The organism is Mesorhizobium newzealandense (assembly GCF_042682145.1).
GTDB classification, from domain to species: Bacteria; Pseudomonadota; Alphaproteobacteria; order Rhizobiales; family Rhizobiaceae; genus Mesorhizobium; species Mesorhizobium newzealandense.
Genome location: NZ_JBHUGZ010000007.1, coordinates 653,407 through 670,209, shown reverse-complemented (window position 1 = coordinate 670,209; position 16,803 = coordinate 653,407). Strand labels below are relative to the sequence as shown.

Annotated in this window: 13 protein-coding genes and 1 pseudogene; 3 read left to right on the top strand and 11 right to left on the bottom strand. The window is 62.2% G+C overall.

The features are described 5' to 3' along the window. Positions 1 to 20 precede the first annotated feature (20 nt). Together rpsG and rpsL are read right to left on the bottom strand one after the other, a co-directional pair. Positions 21 to 491: a 30S ribosomal protein S7 gene (rpsG, locus tag ACFSOZ_RS12095; RefSeq protein WP_008875664.1), complete on the bottom strand. Its 471-nt coding sequence runs from the start codon at positions 489 to 491 to the stop codon at positions 21 to 23. A 75-nt stretch (positions 492 to 566) separates the two neighbouring features. Next, entirely contained in the window at positions 567 to 938 is a 372-nt protein-coding gene (rpsL, locus tag ACFSOZ_RS12090) for a 30S ribosomal protein S12 (protein WP_006333356.1), read from the bottom strand. Between the two features lie 463 nt (positions 939 to 1,401). Here rpsL and ACFSOZ_RS12085 point away from each other — a divergent pair. From ACFSOZ_RS12085 to ACFSOZ_RS12075, 3 genes and pseudogenes are all read left to right on the top strand, one after another. Further along, positions 1,402 to 1,684 (top strand): annotated as a pseudogene (locus ACFSOZ_RS12085) (transcriptional regulator). Between the two features lie 16 nt (positions 1,685 to 1,700). Continuing rightward, positions 1,701 to 2,813 (top strand): PLP-dependent cysteine synthase family protein, encoded by a 1,113-nt coding sequence (locus ACFSOZ_RS12080; protein WP_379097702.1) that lies wholly within the window; start codon positions 1,701 to 1,703, stop codon positions 2,811 to 2,813. An 89-nt stretch (positions 2,814 to 2,902) separates the two neighbouring features. Then, entirely contained in the window at positions 2,903 to 3,829 is a 927-nt protein-coding gene (locus tag ACFSOZ_RS12075) for a Gfo/Idh/MocA family protein (protein ID WP_379097699.1), read from the top strand. Positions 3,830 to 3,859: 30 nt separating this feature from the next. On the opposite strand, the gene ACFSOZ_RS12070 is transcribed toward ACFSOZ_RS12075, so the two are convergent. The 9 genes from ACFSOZ_RS12070 to secE form a co-directional block, all read right to left on the bottom strand. Continuing rightward, complete coding sequence (locus ACFSOZ_RS12070) at positions 3,860 to 4,240, bottom strand: hypothetical protein (protein ID WP_379097696.1); 381 nt, start codon at positions 4,238 to 4,240, stop codon at positions 3,860 to 3,862. Between the two features lie 161 nt (positions 4,241 to 4,401). Continuing rightward, a complete protein-coding gene (gene rpoC / locus ACFSOZ_RS12065; RefSeq protein WP_379097694.1) occupies positions 4,402 to 8,598 on the bottom strand; it encodes a DNA-directed RNA polymerase subunit beta' in 4,197 nt (1,398 codons plus the stop codon). Positions 8,599 to 8,729: 131 nt separating this feature from the next. Continuing rightward, on the bottom strand, positions 8,730 to 12,866 hold the full coding sequence (gene rpoB, locus ACFSOZ_RS12060) for a DNA-directed RNA polymerase subunit beta (RefSeq protein ID WP_379097691.1): 4,137 nt from the start codon (positions 12,864 to 12,866) through the stop codon (positions 8,730 to 8,732). Positions 12,867 to 13,117: 251 nt separating this feature from the next. Then, a complete protein-coding gene (gene rplL, locus ACFSOZ_RS12055; RefSeq protein WP_095089666.1) occupies positions 13,118 to 13,495 on the bottom strand; it encodes a 50S ribosomal protein L7/L12 in 378 nt (125 codons plus the stop codon). A gap of 54 nt (positions 13,496 to 13,549) precedes the next feature. Beyond that, entirely contained in the window at positions 13,550 to 14,068 is a 519-nt protein-coding gene (gene rplJ / locus ACFSOZ_RS12050; RefSeq protein WP_095089664.1) for a 50S ribosomal protein L10, read from the bottom strand. Positions 14,069 to 14,483: 415 nt separating this feature from the next. Continuing rightward, the gene (gene rplA, locus ACFSOZ_RS12045) at positions 14,484 to 15,182 is read right to left on the bottom strand and encodes a 50S ribosomal protein L1 (RefSeq protein ID WP_379097690.1); all 699 of its coding nucleotides are present in this window, start codon (positions 15,180 to 15,182) and stop codon (positions 14,484 to 14,486) included. A gap of 4 nt (positions 15,183 to 15,186) precedes the next feature. Then, entirely contained in the window at positions 15,187 to 15,615 is a 429-nt protein-coding gene (gene rplK / locus ACFSOZ_RS12040) for a 50S ribosomal protein L11 (protein ID WP_006333334.1), read from the bottom strand. A 160-nt stretch (positions 15,616 to 15,775) separates the two neighbouring features. Beyond that, positions 15,776 to 16,303: a transcription termination/antitermination protein NusG gene (gene nusG, locus ACFSOZ_RS12035; RefSeq protein WP_013531409.1), complete on the bottom strand. Its 528-nt coding sequence runs from the start codon at positions 16,301 to 16,303 to the stop codon at positions 15,776 to 15,778. Positions 16,304 to 16,330: 27 nt separating this feature from the next. Beyond that, a complete protein-coding gene (gene secE, locus ACFSOZ_RS12030; protein ID WP_013531408.1) occupies positions 16,331 to 16,534 on the bottom strand; it encodes a preprotein translocase subunit SecE in 204 nt (67 codons plus the stop codon). Positions 16,535 to 16,803 lie beyond the last annotated feature (269 nt).

Sequence of the window (16,803 nt, the reverse complement as noted above, 5' to 3'; positions counted from 1 at the left end):
CTCTCAGTCTCGTTCGCGCTTTACCAGCGGTAGTGCGCGAAAGCGCGGTTGGCTTCAGCCATCTTGTGGGTGTCTTCACGCTTCTTGACGGCGGTGCCGCGGTTGTTGGCCGCGTCCATCAGCTCGCCGGAGAGGCGGTCGACCATGGTCGTCTCGTTGCGGTTGCGGGCTGCGGCGATCAGCCAGCGAATGGCCAGCGCCTGGCGGCGCTCGGGGCGCACGTCGACCGGAACCTGATAGGTGGCGCCACCGACACGGCGCGAACGCACTTCCACATGCGGCGCGACATTGTCGAGCGCCTGATGGAAGACGGTGACCGGCTCCTGCTTGGTCTTCGACTGAACCTGGTCGAGCGCGCCATAGACGATGGTCTCGGCAACCGACTTCTTGCCGTCATACATGACGGCGTTCATGAACTTGGTGACGATCAGATCGCCGAACTTCGGGTCCGGATTGATCTCACGCTTTTCTGCACTGTGACGACGCGACATTTTTTCTCTGCCTCAATTATGCGTGGTGGCCTTGATCCCGGATGCTTGCCCGGGATGACCTTCGCTACGCTTCGGTCACTTCGGACGCTTGGCGCCGTACTTCGAACGGCGCTGCTTGCGGTTCTTCACACCCTGCGTGTCGAGCACGCCGCGGATGATGTGGTAGCGGACGCCCGGAAGATCCTTGACGCGGCCGCCGCGGATCATGACCACGGAGTGTTCCTGAAGGTTGTGACCTTCACCGGGGATGTACCCGATCACTTCAAAACCATTGGTCAGGCGGATCTTGGCCACCTTGCGCAGCGCCGAGTTCGGCTTCTTCGGCGTCGTTGTATAGACGCGCGTGCAGACGCCCCGCTTCTGCGGGTTCTGCTGCATGGCCGGGACCTTGTTGCGCTTCACCGGCGCAATGCGCGGCTTGCGGATCAGCTGGTTGACGGTAGGCATTAAACCCTCTTGTCTCTCAATTCCGTGTCTCGCCCGGTCAGGGCCGCTCAAAGCGTCATTTCCATACGCAAATTCGGGCCATAAACCGCGCCTCGCGGTCTTGCCCGAACAAATGGCAGAGGAAGCGGAAGCCGCTTCGTGCACGCCGGAAATGTCTTTTCGCTCGTAAAACGAACCCTGTTTGAGGCAAACTCCAAAGCGTGTCGCTTCGGAAGGGAGAGCCTCACATCGGTTCTGACTGGGCGGCTTCTACTCGTAAGCCCGCGAACCGTCAACCCCGGAGCGCCAAATATTGCATTGAAGCCGGGGCTTGGCAGCCATGCGAAAACCGCATGTAATTTTCTTTCGCCATTTTGCAAGCCCGAGGAAGAAAGTGACCGGCTTTTGGCTGTTGCACGGCAAGGCTTCATGCGAAAAAGGCGGCATGAACAGTACAAATCCCCTCGCCCGGAGGAATCGGCCCGTGAACGACAATGAGGAGCGCCCGGTCACCATCATCACTGGCCGGGTGTGGAAGAAAAAGGGCGGCAAGCCCGAAGGCGTGCATGTGATGCTGGTCGCCCCCCGACGACGATTCGGCGGTGCGCCGGGCGCTCGAATCGCTCGCGGCGGAAGGTTACGCCGAGGCGGAGCTCGACCAGATCGGCGACATGGACGGCGTGCCCGACGAAGAGCCGCATCTTTCCGCCTTCCAGGGCGCGCTCGAAGGCGAAGTGTCGATCGTTACGTTCGACGTGCCGATCTGAAACCAGGATGCCGATGATGGCCGGACCAAAAGCGGTTGGACCTGCGTCCCGGGCCTGGGCCGACCGGGCGGTCGCGGCAATCGAGGCCGACCAGCGCCGCTCGGCCGACACCCATCTGTGGAAGCTTGACCTGCCGGCACTGGCCGGCATCGACTTCTATTTCAAGGATGAATCGACCCATCCGACCGGCAGCCTCAAGCACCGGCTGGCGCGTTCGCTGTTTCTCTATGCGCTGTGCAACGGCCTGATCCGCGAAGGCGCGCCGGTGATCGAAGCATCATCGGGCTCAACCGCGGTGTCGGAAGCGTATTTTGCCCGCATGATCGGCGTGCCGTTCTATGCCGTGATGCCGCGCTCGACGTCGCGCGAAAAGATCACTGCGATCGAGCACTATGGCGGCAACTGTCACTTCATCGACGACGGCCGGCGCATCTATGCCGAGTCGTCCGAACTCACCGAGCGGCTCGGCGGCCATTTCATGGATCAGTTCACCCATGCCGAGCGCGCCACCGACTGGCGCGGCAACAACAACATCGCCGAATCGATTTTCGGGCAGATGCGTGAAGAGCGGCATCCGATCCCGGCCTGGATCGTGATGAGCGCCGGCACCGGCGGCACCACCGCCACGATCGGCCGTTTCCTGCGCTACAAGCAGCATGCGACACGGCTGTCGGTTGCCGATGTCGAGCGCTCCGCCTTCTTTGACGGCTATGCCACGCACGATCGCAATTGCCGCTGCGAACAGCCGTCGCGGATCGAGGGTATCGGCCGGCCGCGCATGGAGCCGTCCTTCGTGCCCGGCGTCATCGATCATATGCTGCGCGTGCCCGACGCGGTCTCGCTGGCGGCGATGCGGGTGTTGTCGCGCCGGCTCGGCCGCCGTGTCGGCGGTTCGACCGGCACCAATTTCATCGCCATGTGCTTTCAGGCCAAGCGCCTGATCGAGGAAGGCAAGACCGGTTCGCTGGTGACACTGATCTGCGATTCCGGCGACCGCTATGCCAACACCTATTATTCCGACGAATGGCTGGCCGCGAACAGCCTCGACCCCTCGCCTTTCGAGCCGGTGATCGAGGCCTTTCTGGCGGGGGGAAAACTGACCTTGCCGTTCGAGGAAAGCTGGGGCTGACTTTTCGGCTTCGGCTTGGCGGCTTCGGCTTGCCGGGGGCAAGTCTTCTGCTAAGAAACCACCACCATCATTCAACAGACGGAGCGGCCGTGTCCCAGCCCATCAAGATTGGCATTGTCGGTGTCGGCAAGATCGTCCGCGACCAGCACCTGCCGGCCCTGGCGAAAGACCAGGACTATCGCCTCATCGCGGCCGCCAGCCGGCATGGCAAGGTGGAAAACATCCCGAATTTTCCTGATATCGAAGCCATGCTCGGCGCAGTGCCGGAGCTCGAGGCTGTCTCGCTCTGCATGCCGCCGCAGTTTCGTTACGACGCGGCGCGCACAGCGCTGGAAGCGCAAAAGCACGTCTTCCTGGAGAAGCCGCCCGGCGCCACGGTCAGCGAGGTCGAGAATCTGAAGGCATTGGCCGTGAAGAACGGCGTCTCGCTGTTTGCCAGCTGGCATTCGCGCTATGCGCCGGCGGTCGAGGCCGCGCGCGCCTTCCTGAGTTCTGCCAAGATCAAGTCCGCCGCCATCAACTGGAAGGAAGACGTGCGCCGCTGGCATCCGAACCAGGAGTGGATCTGGACGCCTGGCGGCTTCGGCGTCTTCGATCCCGGCATCAATGCGCTGTCGATCGCGACCCACATCCTGCCGGCGATGTTCATCACCTCGGCCGTGCTTGATTTTCCAGAGAACCGTGCCGCCCCGGTCGCGGCACACGTCACCTTCCGGACTTCGAACGGATTGCCGGTGACGATGGATCTCGACTGGCTCCAGACCGGCCCGCAAAGCTGGGACATTGTCGCCGACACCGACAAGGGCGCGATGGTGCTTTCAGGCGGCGGCTCGAAGCTCGCCATCGACGGCCGCGTCGTCCATGACGAACCGGAAGCGGAATACCCGATGCTCTACAAGCGCTTTGCCGAGATTGTCCGGGCCGGCACCTCCGATGTCGATCTGACGCCGCTGCAGCATGTTGCCGACGCCTTCATGCTCGGCAAGCGCAATGTGGTCGAGGCGTTTTTCGACTGAGCGCCGGCGAATTCCGGCAAGATCGCCTGGTCAGCGGTCTATCTTGCTATTGGGATCGGGAAACTCTCCGGGTTGCGGAGCGGAAACACGTGACGTTGTCGGATGTCCGAATTCAAGTTCGTTCAGAATGTCCTGAACCGTTGCGTCGAGATCGGCCTGCCCCCAGCCGAGTTCAGCGATTTCGCCAAAGCGGATGAAAGTCGAACGGTCAAAGCCGTGTTCGAAGTCGTTGTAAGAGACGACGTTCTGCCCGATCAACGCAACAACCCAGAAGCTATGCTCGGCTTCATTAGCCGAGATGTGAGTCCATCTTTCAGGATTGATCCTGATCGCGTCCCAGAGCCTTTTCTGCGCAAAGTTCATGCGGTCCCGGCCAGCGTTTATCGAATCCCAAAGGGCAGCTTCGTCCAATTCCGGATTCCTTGGTCTTGCTCGTTGCCATGAATACCAACGGCGACAGGCGCTCGTAAACGAAAAAGCCGCCGGGTTGCCCCGACGGCCTTGTTGCCTGAGATTCCTAGGGCGGTTCATTGAAACAATGAACCGCTCTATTTTTTTGTTGGCCGCCGCGCTTACTGCGCGGCGGTTGTCATGTCGGCCAGCATCGGCTCGGCGACTTCCACACCGGAGGCCTTGCGGCGCTCGTCGATGATCAGTTCGTCGCGCGAGGTGGCGATGCGCCGGATCTGGCTCATCGTGCCGCCGGTGCCGGCCGGGATAAGCCGGCCGACGATGACGTTTTCCTTCAGCCCCTGCAGCATGTCGGTCTTGCCGGCAACCGCGGCTTCCGTCAGCACCCTGGTCGTCTCCTGGAAGGAGGCGGCCGAGATGAAGGACGGCGTCTGCAGCGATGCCTTGGTGATGCCCAGGAGCACCGGCTGGCCTTCGGCCGGCTTCTTGCCGTCCTCGATCAGACGCTCGTTGACCTCTTCCAGCTCGATCACGTCGACGTGGTCGCCCGGAATGTAGGTCGAGTCGCCCTGCGTGGTGATCTCGACCTTCTGCAGCATCTGGCGAACGATCACCTCGATGTGCTTGTCGTTGATCGACACGCCCTGCAGACGGTAGACTTCCTGGATCTCGTTGACGAGGTAGGAAGCAAGTGCCTCCACGCCCTTGATCGCCAGGATGTCGTGCGGCGCAGGATTGCCGTCGAGGATGTAGTCGCCCTTCTCGATGACGTCGCCGTCCTGGAGATGGAACGGCTTGCCCTTCGGGATCAGGTATTCGACCGGCTCAAGCGTCGAGTCATGCGGCTCGATGATGATGCGACGCTTGTTCTTGTAGTCGCGGCCGAAGCGGATCGTGCCGTCGATCTCGGCGATGATGGCGTGATCCTTCGGACGGCGTGCCTCGAACAGTTCGGCAACACGCGGCAGACCGCCGGTGATGTCCTTTGTCTTGGCGCTTTCCATCGGGATACGCGCCAGCACGTCGCCGGGGCGAACCTGAGCACCCGGCTCGACCGAAAGAATGGCCTCGACCGAGAGCAGGAAGCGGGCGTCGCCGCCCTTCGACAGCTTGCCGACCTTGCCCTTGGCGTCCTGGATGGCAATCGCCGGCTTGAGGTCGTTGCCGCGTGGCGTCGAGCGCCAGTCGATGACCTCACGCTTGGTGATGCCGGTCGACTCGTCGGCCGTTTCCTGAACGGAAATGCCGTCGACCAGATCCTCGTACGACACCCTGCCCTCGATTTCGGTGAGGACCGGGCGGGTGTAGGGATCCCACTCGGCGATACGCTGACCGCGCTTCACCTTGTCACCATCGTCCACGAAGATACGCGAACCATAGGTGAGACGGTGCGTGGCGCGCTCCTTGCCGGTTTCGTCGAGGATCAGCACCGCCATGTTGCGGCCCATGACCATCTGCTGGCCGTCGGAGTTGCGCACCACGTTGCGGTTGCGGATCTCGACCTTGCCCTCGTAGGAGGCTTCAAGGAACGAGCTGTCCACCACCTGCGCCGTACCGCCCATGTGGAAGGTACGCATGGTGAGCTGGGTGCCCGGCTCGCCGATCGACTGCGCCGCGATGACGCCGACAGCTTCGCCCTGGTTGACCGGGGTGCCGCGGGCAAGATCGCGTCCGTAGCAGACCGCGCAGACGCCAACCCTGACCTCGCAGGTCAGTGCCGAGCGGATGCGGACCGACTGCACGCCGGCCTTTTCGATCTTTTCCACGTCACGCTCGTCCATCAGCGTTCCGGCCTTGACCAGAATCTCGCCCGACACCGGATGGTTGATGTCGTCCAGCGACGTACGACCCAGCACGCGCTGGCCAACGGAAGCGACAACCTGGCCGGCATCGACGATCGGCTGCATGGTGAGGCCCTTGTCGGTGCCGCAGTCGACGGAGTTGACGATGCAGTCCTGCGCCACGTCGACCAGACGACGGGTGAGGTAGCCCGAGTTCGCCGTCTTCAAGGCGGTATCGGCCAGACCCTTGCGGGCGCCGTGGGTCGAGTTGAAGTACTCGAGCACGGTCAGGCCTTCCTTGAAGTTCGAGATGATCGGCGTCTCGATGATTTCACCCGACGGCTTCGCCATCAGGCCGCGCATGCCGGCGAGCTGGCGCATCTGGGTGGGCGAGCCACGCGCACCGGAGTGCGACATCATGTAGATCGAGTTCATCGGCTTCTGACGGCCATTGTCTTCGAACTCGACCGCCTTGATGCGGGCCATCATTTCGTCGGCGACCTTTTCCGAGCACTTGGCCCAGGCGTCGACGACCTTGTTGTACTTCTCGCCCTGGGTGATCAGGCCGTCATTGTACTGCTGCTCGTATTCCTTGGCCAAAGCCTCGGTGTCGGAGACCAGCTTGATCTTGGCGTCCGGGATCAGCATGTCGTCCTTGCCGAACGAAATGCCGGCGCGGCAGGCATGGCTGAAGCCAAGCGCCATGATGCGATCGCAGAAAATGACCGTCTCCTTCTGACCGCAGTGGCGGTAGACGGTGTCGATCATCTTGGAAATGTTCTTCTTGGTCATCTCCTGGTTGGCGGTCTCGTAAGGCACGTTGACGTTCTTCGGCAGCAGCTCGCCGATGATCATGCGGCCAGGCGTCGTCTCATGGATCTTCGACACGACCTTGCCGTCGGCATCGACCGTCCGGAAACGACCGCGGATCTTGGAGTGCAGCGTCACCGCCTTGGTCTCGAGCGCGTGCTGGAGTTCGCCCATGTCGGCAAACACCATGCCCTCGCCCGGCTCGTTCTGGTTGACGATCGAGAGATAATAGAGACCCAGAACCATGTCCTGCGACGGCACGATGATCGGCGCGCCGGAAGCCGGGTGCAGGATGTTGTTGGTCGACATCATCAGCACGCGGGCTTCAAGCTGCGCTTCCAGCGACAGCGGCACGTGAACGGCCATCTGGTCGCCGTCAAAGTCGGCGTTGAAGGCCGTGCAGACCAGCGGATGCAGCTGGATCGCCTTGCCTTCGATCAGGATCGGCTCAAACGCCTGGATGCCAAGACGGTGCAGCGTCGGCGCGCGGTTCAACAGCACCGGATGCTCGCGGATGACCTCGTCGAGGATATCCCAGACTTCCGGACGTTCCTTCTCGACCAGCTTCTTGGCCTGCTTGACGGTCGAGGAGTAACCCTTGGCGTCGAGACGGGCGTAGATGAAGGGCTTGAACAGTTCGAGTGCCATCTTCTTCGGCAGGCCGCACTGGTGCAGCTTGAGCTCCGGACCGGTGACGATGACCGAGCGGCCGGAATAGTCGACGCGCTTGCCGAGCAGGTTCTGACGGAACCGGCCCTGCTTGCCCTTGAGCATGTCGGACAGCGACTTCAGCGGACGCTTGTTGGCGCCGGTGATGACGCGGCCGCGACGGCCGTTGTCGAACAGCGCATCGACGGCTTCCTGCAGCATGCGCTTTTCATTGCGCACGATGATGCCGGGGGCGCGCAGCTCGATCAGCCGCTTCAGACGGTTGTTGCGGTTGATGACGCGGCGATAGAGGTCGTTCAGATCCGAGGTGGCGAAACGGCCGCCGTCCAGCGGGACGAGCGGACGCAGGTCCGGCGGGATCACCGGAACCACTTTCATGATCATCCATTCCGGACGGTTGCCGGATTCCATGAAGTTCTCGACGACCTTGAGCCGCTTCAGATACTTCTTCTGCTTCAGCTCGGAGGTGGTCGAAGCCAGTTCCGAACGCAGGTCGCCGGCGATCTTCTCCAGGTCCATGCCGGCCAGAAGGTCGTGAATGGCCTCGGCGCCGATCATGGCGGTGAACGAGTCCTCGCCGTATTCGTCGACGGCGATCATGTACTCTTCCTCGCTGAGCAGCTGGTGCTCCTTCAGCGCGGTGAGGCCAGGCTCGGTGACGATGTAGTTCTCGAAGTAGAGGACGCGCTCGATGTCCTTCAGGGTCATGTCGAGCAGCGTGCCGATGCGCGACGGCAGCGACTTCAGGAACCAGATATGGGCGACGGGCGCGGCGAGCTCGATATGGCCCATGCGCTCGCGGCGAACGCGCGACAGCGTGACTTCGACGCCGCACTTCTCGCAGATGACGCCCTTGTACTTCATGCGCTTGTACTTGCCGCACAGGCACTCATAGTCCTTGATCGGGCCAAAAATGCGCGCGCAGAACAGACCGTCACGCTCCGGCTTGAAGGTGCGGTAGTTGATGGTCTCCGGCTTCTTGATCTCGCCGAACGACCAGGACAGAATCTTCTCAGGGCTGGCAAGCGATATCCGGATGGAATCGAACACCTGCGCAGGCGCCTGCGGATTGAAGAGATTCATGACCTCTTGGTTCATGCCGTTCTCCTTTTCGGGGTCCTCGAAAACCCCTTGCATCTAGCGCGGGCCAAACGCCCGCCGTCTTGTGTCGGCCACCGGCCGAAGAATTGGTGCGCCCGGTCGCGGTTTCCCGCGGCCGGGCGTCTTGCTTACTCGGCCGCGTCGGGCAGCCGGACAGGGTTGTCGTCGAGCTTGGTGTTCTCCAACTCGACGTTGAGGCCGAGAGACCGCATTTCCTTGACGAGAACGTTGAAGCTCTCGGGGATGCCGGCCTCGAAGGTGTCGTCGCCACGGACGATCGCCTCGTAGACCTTGGTGCGGCCGGCGACGTCGTCCGACTTCACCGTCAGCATTTCCTGCAGCGTGTAGGCGGCGCCGTATGCTTCCAGCGCCCAGACCTCCATTTCGCCGAAGCGCTGGCCACCGAACTGCGCCTTGCCGCCCAGCGGCTGCTGGGTGACGAGCGAGTACGGTCCGATCGAACGCGCGTGGATCTTGTCGTCCACGAGATGGTGAAGCTTGAGCATGTAGATGTAGCCCATCGTCACCTTGCGATCGAACGGTTCGCCCGTGCGTCCGTCATAGAGCTGCGACTGACCGCTGGTGTGCAGGCCCGCCTGCTCCAGCATGATGTTGATGTCAGCCTCGTGCGCGCCGTCGAACACCGGGGTCGCGATCGAGACGCCGCGGCGCATCTGCTCGCTGAGGCGAACGATGCTCTCGTCGTCATAGTCGCGGACCGGCTCGTTGCGGTCGTTGGCCGGAATGAAGCTCTCGAGCGTCTTGCGCAGCGGCTTGATGTCGCCCGCCACCTTGTACGCGTCGATCAGATCGCCGATCTTCCTGCCCATGCCTGCGCAAGCCCAGCCCAGATGCGTTTCCAGGATCTGGCCGACATTCATGCGGCTCGGCACACCCAGCGGGTTGAGCACGATATCGGCATGCGTGCCGTCCTCGAGGAAAGGCATGTCCTCGACCGGAACGATCCGCGACACGACACCCTTGTTGCCGTGACGGCCGGCCATCTTGTCGCCCGGCTGCATCTTGCGCTTCACGGCCACGAAGACCTTGACCATCTTCATGACGCCCGGAGGCATTTCGTCGCCGCGCTGGACCTTCTCGACCTTGTCCATGAAGCGCTGTTCGAGCGCCTTCTTGGAGTCGTCGTACTGGCCACGCAGGGCTTCCAGTTCGCTCTGGAGCTTTTCGTTCTCCACCGCAAACTGCCACCACTGCGAACGCGGATACTCGTCGAGCGTATCCTTGGACAGCGTCGAGCCCTTCTTGAAGCCCTTCGGTCCAGCGATCGCTTCCTTGCCGACGAGCACGTCGGAAAGACGCGCGTAGACGTTGCGGTCCAGAATGGCCTGCTCGTCGTCGCGGTCCTTGGCGAGGCGTTCGATCTCCTCGCGCTCGATCGCCATGGCGCGCTCGTCCTTCTCCACACCGTGGCGATTGAAGACGCGCACCTCGACGACGGTGCCGAAGGTGCCCGGAGGCATGCGCATCGAGGTGTCGCGAACGTCCGATGCCTTTTCACCGAAGATGGCGCGCAGAAGCTTCTCTTCCGGCGTCATCGGGCTTTCGCCCTTCGGCGTGATCTTGCCGACCAGGATGTCGCCCGGCTGAACTTCGGCACCGATATAGACGATGCCGGCTTCGTCAAGGTTCTTCAGCGCTTCTTCCGAGACGTTCGGAATATCGCGCGTGATTTCCTCCGGACCGAGCTTGGTATCGCGCGCCATGACCTCGAACTCCTCGATATGGATCGAGGTGAAGACGTCGTCGGCGACGATGCGCTCGGACAAGAGGATCGAGTCCTCGTAGTTGTAGCCATTCCACGGCATGAACGCGACCAGCACGTTGCGGCCGAGCGCCAGATCGCCGAGCTCGGTCGACGGACCGTCGGCGATGATGTCGCCCTTGTTGACCCGGTCGCCCATGCGGACCAGCGGACGCTGGTTGATGCAGGTGTTCTGGTTCGAACGCTGGAACTTCATCAGCCGGTAGATGTCGACGCCGGACTTGCCCGGATCGAGATCTTCGGTGGCGCGGATAACGATACGCGTCGCGTCCACCTGATCGACGATGCCGCCGCGGCGAGCGCCGATGGCGGCGCCCGAGTCACGAGCAACGATCGGCTCCATGCCGGTGCCGACGAACGGCGCCTCGGCGCGCACCAGCGGCACGGCCTGACGCTGCATGTTCGAGCCCATCAGCGCGCGGTTGGCGTCGTCGTTCTCGAGGAACGGGATCAGGGCCGCGGCCACCGACACCATCTGCTTGGGCGACACGTCCATCAGATCGACGTTTTCGCGCGGTGCCATCATCACTTCGCCGGCACTGCGGCAAATGACGAACTCGTCGACGAAGCCGCCATTCTTGTCGAGCTCGGCATTGGCCTGCGCGACATGGTGCTTCGCTTCTTCCATCGCCGAGAGATAGACGACGTCATTGGTCAGCTTGCCGTCGACGATCTTGCGGTACGGGCTCTCGATGAAGCCGTACTTGTTGACGCGTGCGAAGGTGGCCAGCGAGTTGATCAGACCGATGTTCGGGCCTTCCGGCGTCTCGATCGGGCAGATGCGGCCGTAATGCGTCGGGTGCACGTCGCGCACCTCGAAGCCGGCACGCTCGCGGGTCAGACCGCCCGGTCCAAGCGCCGAGAGGCGACGCTTGTGGGTGATCTCCGACAGCGGGTTGGTCTGATCCATGAACTGCGACAGCTGCGAGGAGCCGAAGAACTCGCGCACGGCGGCAGCCGCCGGCTTGGCGTTGATCAGGTCCTGCGGCATCACCGTGTCGATCTCGATCGAGGACATGCGCTCCTTGATCGCGCGCTCCATGCGCAGCAGGCCGACGCGGTACTGGTTTTCCATCAGCTCGCCGACCGAACGCACGCGGCGGTTGCCGAGGTTGTCGATGTCGTCGATTTCGCCCTTGCCGTCGCGCAGTTCGACCAGCGTCCTGACCACGGCCAGGATGTCGTCCTTGCGCAGCACGCGCACGGTGTCCTCGGCCTTGAGCTCGAGACGCATGTTCATCTTGACGCGGCCGACAGCCGACAGATCGTAGCGCTCGCTGTCGAAGAACAGCGAGTTGAACATGGCTTCGGCGGTTTCGAGCGTCGGCGGCTCGCCGGGGCGCATCACACGATAGATGTCGAACAGCGCGTCCTGGCGGCTCTCGTTCTTGTCGACGTTGAGCGTGTTGCGGATATAGGCGCCGACATTGACGTGGTCGATGTCGAGAACCTTGATCTCGTTTTCGCCGGTGCCGAGCAGCACCTTCAGCGTCTTCTCGTCGATCTCGTCACCAGCTTCGAGGAAGATCTCGCCGGTGGCGTAGTTGACGATGTCCTCGGCCAGGTAGTTGCCAAGCAGATCCTCGTCGGTCGCCTTGATCGCCTTGAGACCCTTTTCGCCAAGCGCCCTGGCCTGGCGGGCGGTGATCTTCTTGCCGGCTTCGACAACGACTTCGCCCGTATCGGCGTCGACCAGGTCGCCGACGGCCTTGAGGCCGCGGAAACGCTCGACGTTGAACGGAATGCGCCAGTGGTCGCCGGCGCGCTTGTAGGTGATCTTGTTGTAGAAGGTCGACAGGATCTCTTCGCCGTCCATGCCGAGCGCCATCAGCAGCGACGTCACCGGAATCTTGCGGCGGCGGTCGATGCGGGCGTGCACGACATCCTTGGAGTCGAACTCGATGTCGAGCCACGAGCCGCGATAGGGGATGACGCGCGCGGCAAACAGAAGCTTGCCCGACGAGTGCGACTTGCCCTTGTCATGGTCGAAGAAGACGCCCGGCGAACGGTGCATCTGCGAGACGATGACGCGCTCGGTGCCGTTGACGATAAAGGTGCCGTTCAGGGTCATGAGCGGCATGTCGCCCATGTAGACGTCCTGCTCCTTGATGTCCTTGATCGACTTGGCGCCGGTATCCTCGTCGATATCGAACACGATGAGGCGCAGCGTCACCTTGAGCGGCGCGGCATAGGTGAGGTCGCGCTGACGGCATTCGTCAACGTCGAATTTCGGTCCTTCGAACTCGTACTTCACGAACTCCAGCATCGAGGAGCCGGAAAAATCGGAGATCGGGAAGACCGACTTGAAAACGGCCTGCAGTCCCTCGTCCGGACGCCCACCCTTGGGCTCCGCCACCATCAGGAACTGGTCATAGGATGCCTTCTGAACCTCGATCAGGTTCGGCATCTCCGCAACTTCCGGGATCTTTCCGAAGAACTTGCGTACGCGTCTGCGGCCATTGAAAGTCTGGGTCTGGGCCATCGTCGCTCCTTAGCTCTAAACTCGGGACGAGCCTCGCCGCGGCTCGCCTTGCATTCTGGGCCACCTGGGCGGCGACCCTCTGTCTGTTTTCCCGGCGCCTGTCGGCGGCCGGCTAAAACGGGAGAAAACCCGTTTCCTGAAGGCCGATTTTCGGCCCTCAGGAAAGAGGTTCTCGTACGTCTCGCGCTACGCGTGCTCCCTCCAGGCGAAGGGAGTGGCGGACGGCGCGAGGCCGTCCGCCGCTTTTACGCTTACTTCAGGTCGACCTTGGCGCCGGCTGCTTCCAGCTGGGCCTTGAACTTGTCAGCGTCGGCCTTGGAAACGCCTTCCTTGACCGGCTTCGGAGCCGCTTCGACCAGATCCTTGGCTTCCTTGAGGCCAAGACCGGTGATGGCGCGGACTTCCTTGATGACGTTGATCTTCTGAGCGCCTGCTTCGGTGAGGACGACGTCGAATTCCGTCTTTTCCTCGGCCGGAGCAGCAGCAGCCGCACCACCGCCAGCGGCGGCAACAGCCACCGGAGCAGCGGCGGAAACGCCCCACTTTTCTTCCAGAAGCTTCGACAGCTCGGCCGCCTCGAGGACGGTCAGCTTCGAAAGGTCGTCTACGATCTTTGCGAGATCAGCCATTGTTGTATTCCTTCATCAGGTTCGAACGTGTGTTTGTGATAGCGAGGAACGGCCTCATGCCGCCTCGTCCTTCCGGGCGTAAGCGCCGATGACGCGCGCGACCGAAGCCGCTGGCGCATTGACGATCTGGGCGATCCGGGTTGCCGGCGTGGCGATCATGCCAACCAGCCTGGCGCGCAGCTCATCGAGCGACGGAAGTGTGGCGAGTGCCTTCACACCGTCGGCGTTGAGCGAGGTGGTGCCCATTGCGCCACCGAGAATGACGAGCTTGTCATTTCCCTTGGCGAAATCGGACGCGACCTTCGGCGCCGCAATCGGATCCTCCGAATAAGCGATCAGCGTCTGTCCCTTGAACAGGTCGATGATCGATGCGGAGTCCGTGCCCTGAAGAGCGATTTTGGCGAGACGGTTCTTCGCGACTTTGACGGTGCCACCGGCGGCGCGCATTTTCGACCGAAGGTCGTTCATTTGCGCGACGGTGATACCGGCGTAGTGGGCCACGACCACTGAACCTGCGTTCGAGAACGCACCGTTCAGGCCCGTGACGAGTTCGCGTTTTTCCGCTCTGTCCACTGCCTATCTCCAGTTGACCCCCCATCCTCTTAGCGGGAACATTCCCATTCACGAGGACAGGCGTCGGGTTGCCTTTTGTCGGCCGGGCCATCCAGTAACGGATCTCCCGAACGACGCTCGAGGATCCTGCCCCCTTTCGCCACATCGACGGCCAAGCCGGCGATGCGCAGACAAAAGGCAAACACGGTTCGAACCTTTCATTGGAGCAGTCGCTCCGTTGTCCGGTCTTCACCCGTCTCATGCAGGCCCACACGAATTAAGGCCCCCCTTTTCAATCTAAGGCTTGGGCCGCCTGCAATCTCGGACAGGATGTCCGGAAGCCTTTCGACTTCCGGCACCGGGCCGCCAACCTAGATTGGAGGCCCGGAATTCTCTTGCGGATCAGCCCTTTAACGGCCGATCCCAATTACAATTATCAGGACGCTGCGAGCGTCGAGACGTCGAGCTTGAGGCCCGGACCCATCGTCGAGGTGACCGACACCTTCTTGACGTAGTTGCCCTTGGCGCCAGCCGGCTTTGCCTTGGTCACCGCGTCAGCGAAGGCGCGGATGTTCTCTTCCAGGGCCTTGACCTCGAACGAGACCTTGCCGACGCCGGCATGAACGATGCCGGCCTTCTCGACGCGGAACTCAACGGCGCCGCCCTTCGATGCCTTGACGGCGGCGGCGACGTCGGTGGTGACGGTGCCGACCTTCGGGTTCGGCATCATGCCGCGCGGGCCGAGCACCTTGCCGAGACGGCCGACGAGCGGCATCATGTCCGGCGTGGCGATGCAGCGATCGAAATCGATCGTGCCCTTCTGGACGATGTCGACCAGATCCTCGGCGCCGACGATGTCGGCGCCAGCGGCGCGAGCTTCGTCAGCCTTGTCGCCACGTGCGAACACGGCGACGCGAACCGAGCGGCCGGTGCCGTTCGGCAGGTTGACCACGCCGCGGACCATCTGGTCGGCATGGCGCGGGTCGACACCGAGATTCATGGCGACTTCGACGGTCTCGTCGAACTTGACCGAGGAACGGTCCTTGAGCAGCTTCAGCGCTTCACCCAGGGCGTAAGCCTTGTTGGGATCGATGCCTTCGCGGGTCTTCGATACACGCTTTGCAATCTTTGCCATGATCTTAGCCCACCACTTCCAGACCCATCGAGCGGGCGGAGCCCTCGACCATGCGCATGGCCGCCTCGACGTCGTTTGCGTTCAGATCCTTCATCTTCTGCTCGGCGATGGCGCGAACCTTGTCGCGGCCGATCGTGCCGGCCTTGATCTTGCCCGGCTCCTTCGAACCCGACGTCAGGTTCGCTGCCTTCTTCAGGAAGTAGCTCACCGGCGGCGTCTTCATGACGAAGGTGAAGGACTTGTCCTGGTAGTAGGTGATGACGACCGGAATCGGCGATCCCTTTTCCATTTCCTGGGTCTGCGCGTTGAACGCCTTGCAGAATTCCATGATGTTGATGCCACGCTGACCAAGTGCCGGGCCGATCGGGGGAGACGGCGTGGCCGATCCCGCTTTGACCTGGAGCTTGAGCTGGCCTGCAATTTTCTTAGCCATCTCTTTTCCTGCCTTTGTCTATGCCGGCCTTGCCGGCGGTTGCAGTCTGGTGGTGCGATCCATGCAGCCGGCTAAAGCCGCACTCGTCTCCCACCGTTCTCAAAGCCGCGCGATCTCCCGCACCGCCCTTCCCTGCCGCGCTTGGCGCAGGGATTTCGGATCAGCCCTTTTCGACCTGTCCGAATTCCAGATCGACAGGCACGGCGCGCCCGAAGATCGAAACTTCCACCTTGAGCCGCGCCCGCTCCTCGTCCACTTCCTGGACGAAACCGTTGAACGACGCGAAGGGACCATCCGAAACGCGGATCGCCTCGCCGATCTCGAACGTGACCGAAGGCTTCGGCCGCTCGACGCCTTCCTGCACCTGGTTCAGGATGCGCTGTGCTTCCGCCTCGGTGATCGGCACCGGCTTGGAGTCGCCCAGGAAGCCGGTGACCTTCGGCGTGTTCTTGACCAGGGAGAACACCGCGTCGGTCAGGTTGGCCTTCAGCAGCACATAGCCCGGGAAGAACTTGCGCTCGGCATCAACCTTGCGGCCGCGACGAACCTCGACGACCTTCTCGGTCGGCACCACGATCTGGTGGATGTCGGCGGACAGGCCCTTCTGCTTGGCCTTGTTCTCGATGTCCTCAGCGACCTTCTTTTCAAAGTTCGAATAGGCGTGGACGATGTACCACCGCGCAGTCATTTCAAGACTTCTCCGTAATCGCCGGACTTAGCGTCCGATGCCAAGAATCTGCTCGACCGCAAGGCCCATGAGCTGATCGGCTGTGAAGAAAAAGATCATCGCGATCACAGCGAAAGCCAGAACCATGACCGTCGAGATCATCGTTTCGCGCCGCGACGGCCAAGTCACCTTGGCGGTCTCCGCGCGAACCTGCTGGAGAAAGACGAAAGGATTTGTGGTTTTCGAAGCCATATGCCGCTCTGTCTTCAAGACCCGTTGGCCGGGTCCCCTGGATGATCCCGCTGGCCGGGACGTGCCGCATAGGCTGGTTTTCGCGCCGAATCAGCGCAAACATTTCGCCCATGCATATCAGACGCGTAAAGCCGGCTTCCCAGCTCCACGCGTCGCGTGTCTGTTTCGTCTACATAAAACCGATTCTTGATCCACGCAAGTGGCAAGTGTCCGCTTTATGACCAAACGCCGCCTCGGAACCATCCAGTCGTTCCGTCCCGGCTATGGCG

Excerpts from the sequence above, each read along its gene's own strand:
- rpsL (WP_006333356.1), bottom strand. The coding sequence starts at position 938 with ATGCCTACCGTCAACCAGCTGATCCGCAAGCCGCGCATTGCGCCGGTG.
- rpoC (WP_379097694.1), bottom strand. The coding sequence starts at position 8,598 with ATGAACCAAGAGGTCATGAATCTCTTCAATCCGCAGGCGCCTGCGCAG.
- rplL (WP_095089666.1), bottom strand. The coding sequence starts at position 13,495 with ATGGCTGATCTCGCAAAGATCGTAGACGACCTTTCGAAGCTGACCGTC.
- rpoB (WP_379097691.1), bottom strand. The coding sequence starts at position 12,866 with ATGGCCCAGACCCAGACTTTCAATGGCCGCAGACGCGTACGCAAGTTC.
- ACFSOZ_RS12080 (WP_379097702.1), top strand. The coding sequence starts at position 1,701 with ATGGCCGGACCAAAAGCGGTTGGACCTGCGTCCCGGGCCTGGGCCGAC.
- secE (WP_013531408.1), bottom strand. The coding sequence starts at position 16,534 with ATGGCTTCGAAAACCACAAATCCTTTCGTCTTTCTCCAGCAGGTTCGC.
- rpsG (WP_008875664.1), bottom strand. The coding sequence starts at position 491 with ATGTCGCGTCGTCACAGTGCAGAAAAGCGTGAGATCAATCCGGACCCG.
- nusG (WP_013531409.1), bottom strand. The coding sequence starts at position 16,303 with ATGACTGCGCGGTGGTACATCGTCCACGCCTATTCGAACTTTGAAAAG.
- rplA (WP_379097690.1), bottom strand. The coding sequence starts at position 15,182 with ATGGCAAAGATTGCAAAGCGTGTATCGAAGACCCGCGAAGGCATCGAT.
- rplK (WP_006333334.1), bottom strand. The coding sequence starts at position 15,615 with ATGGCTAAGAAAATTGCAGGCCAGCTCAAGCTCCAGGTCAAAGCGGGA.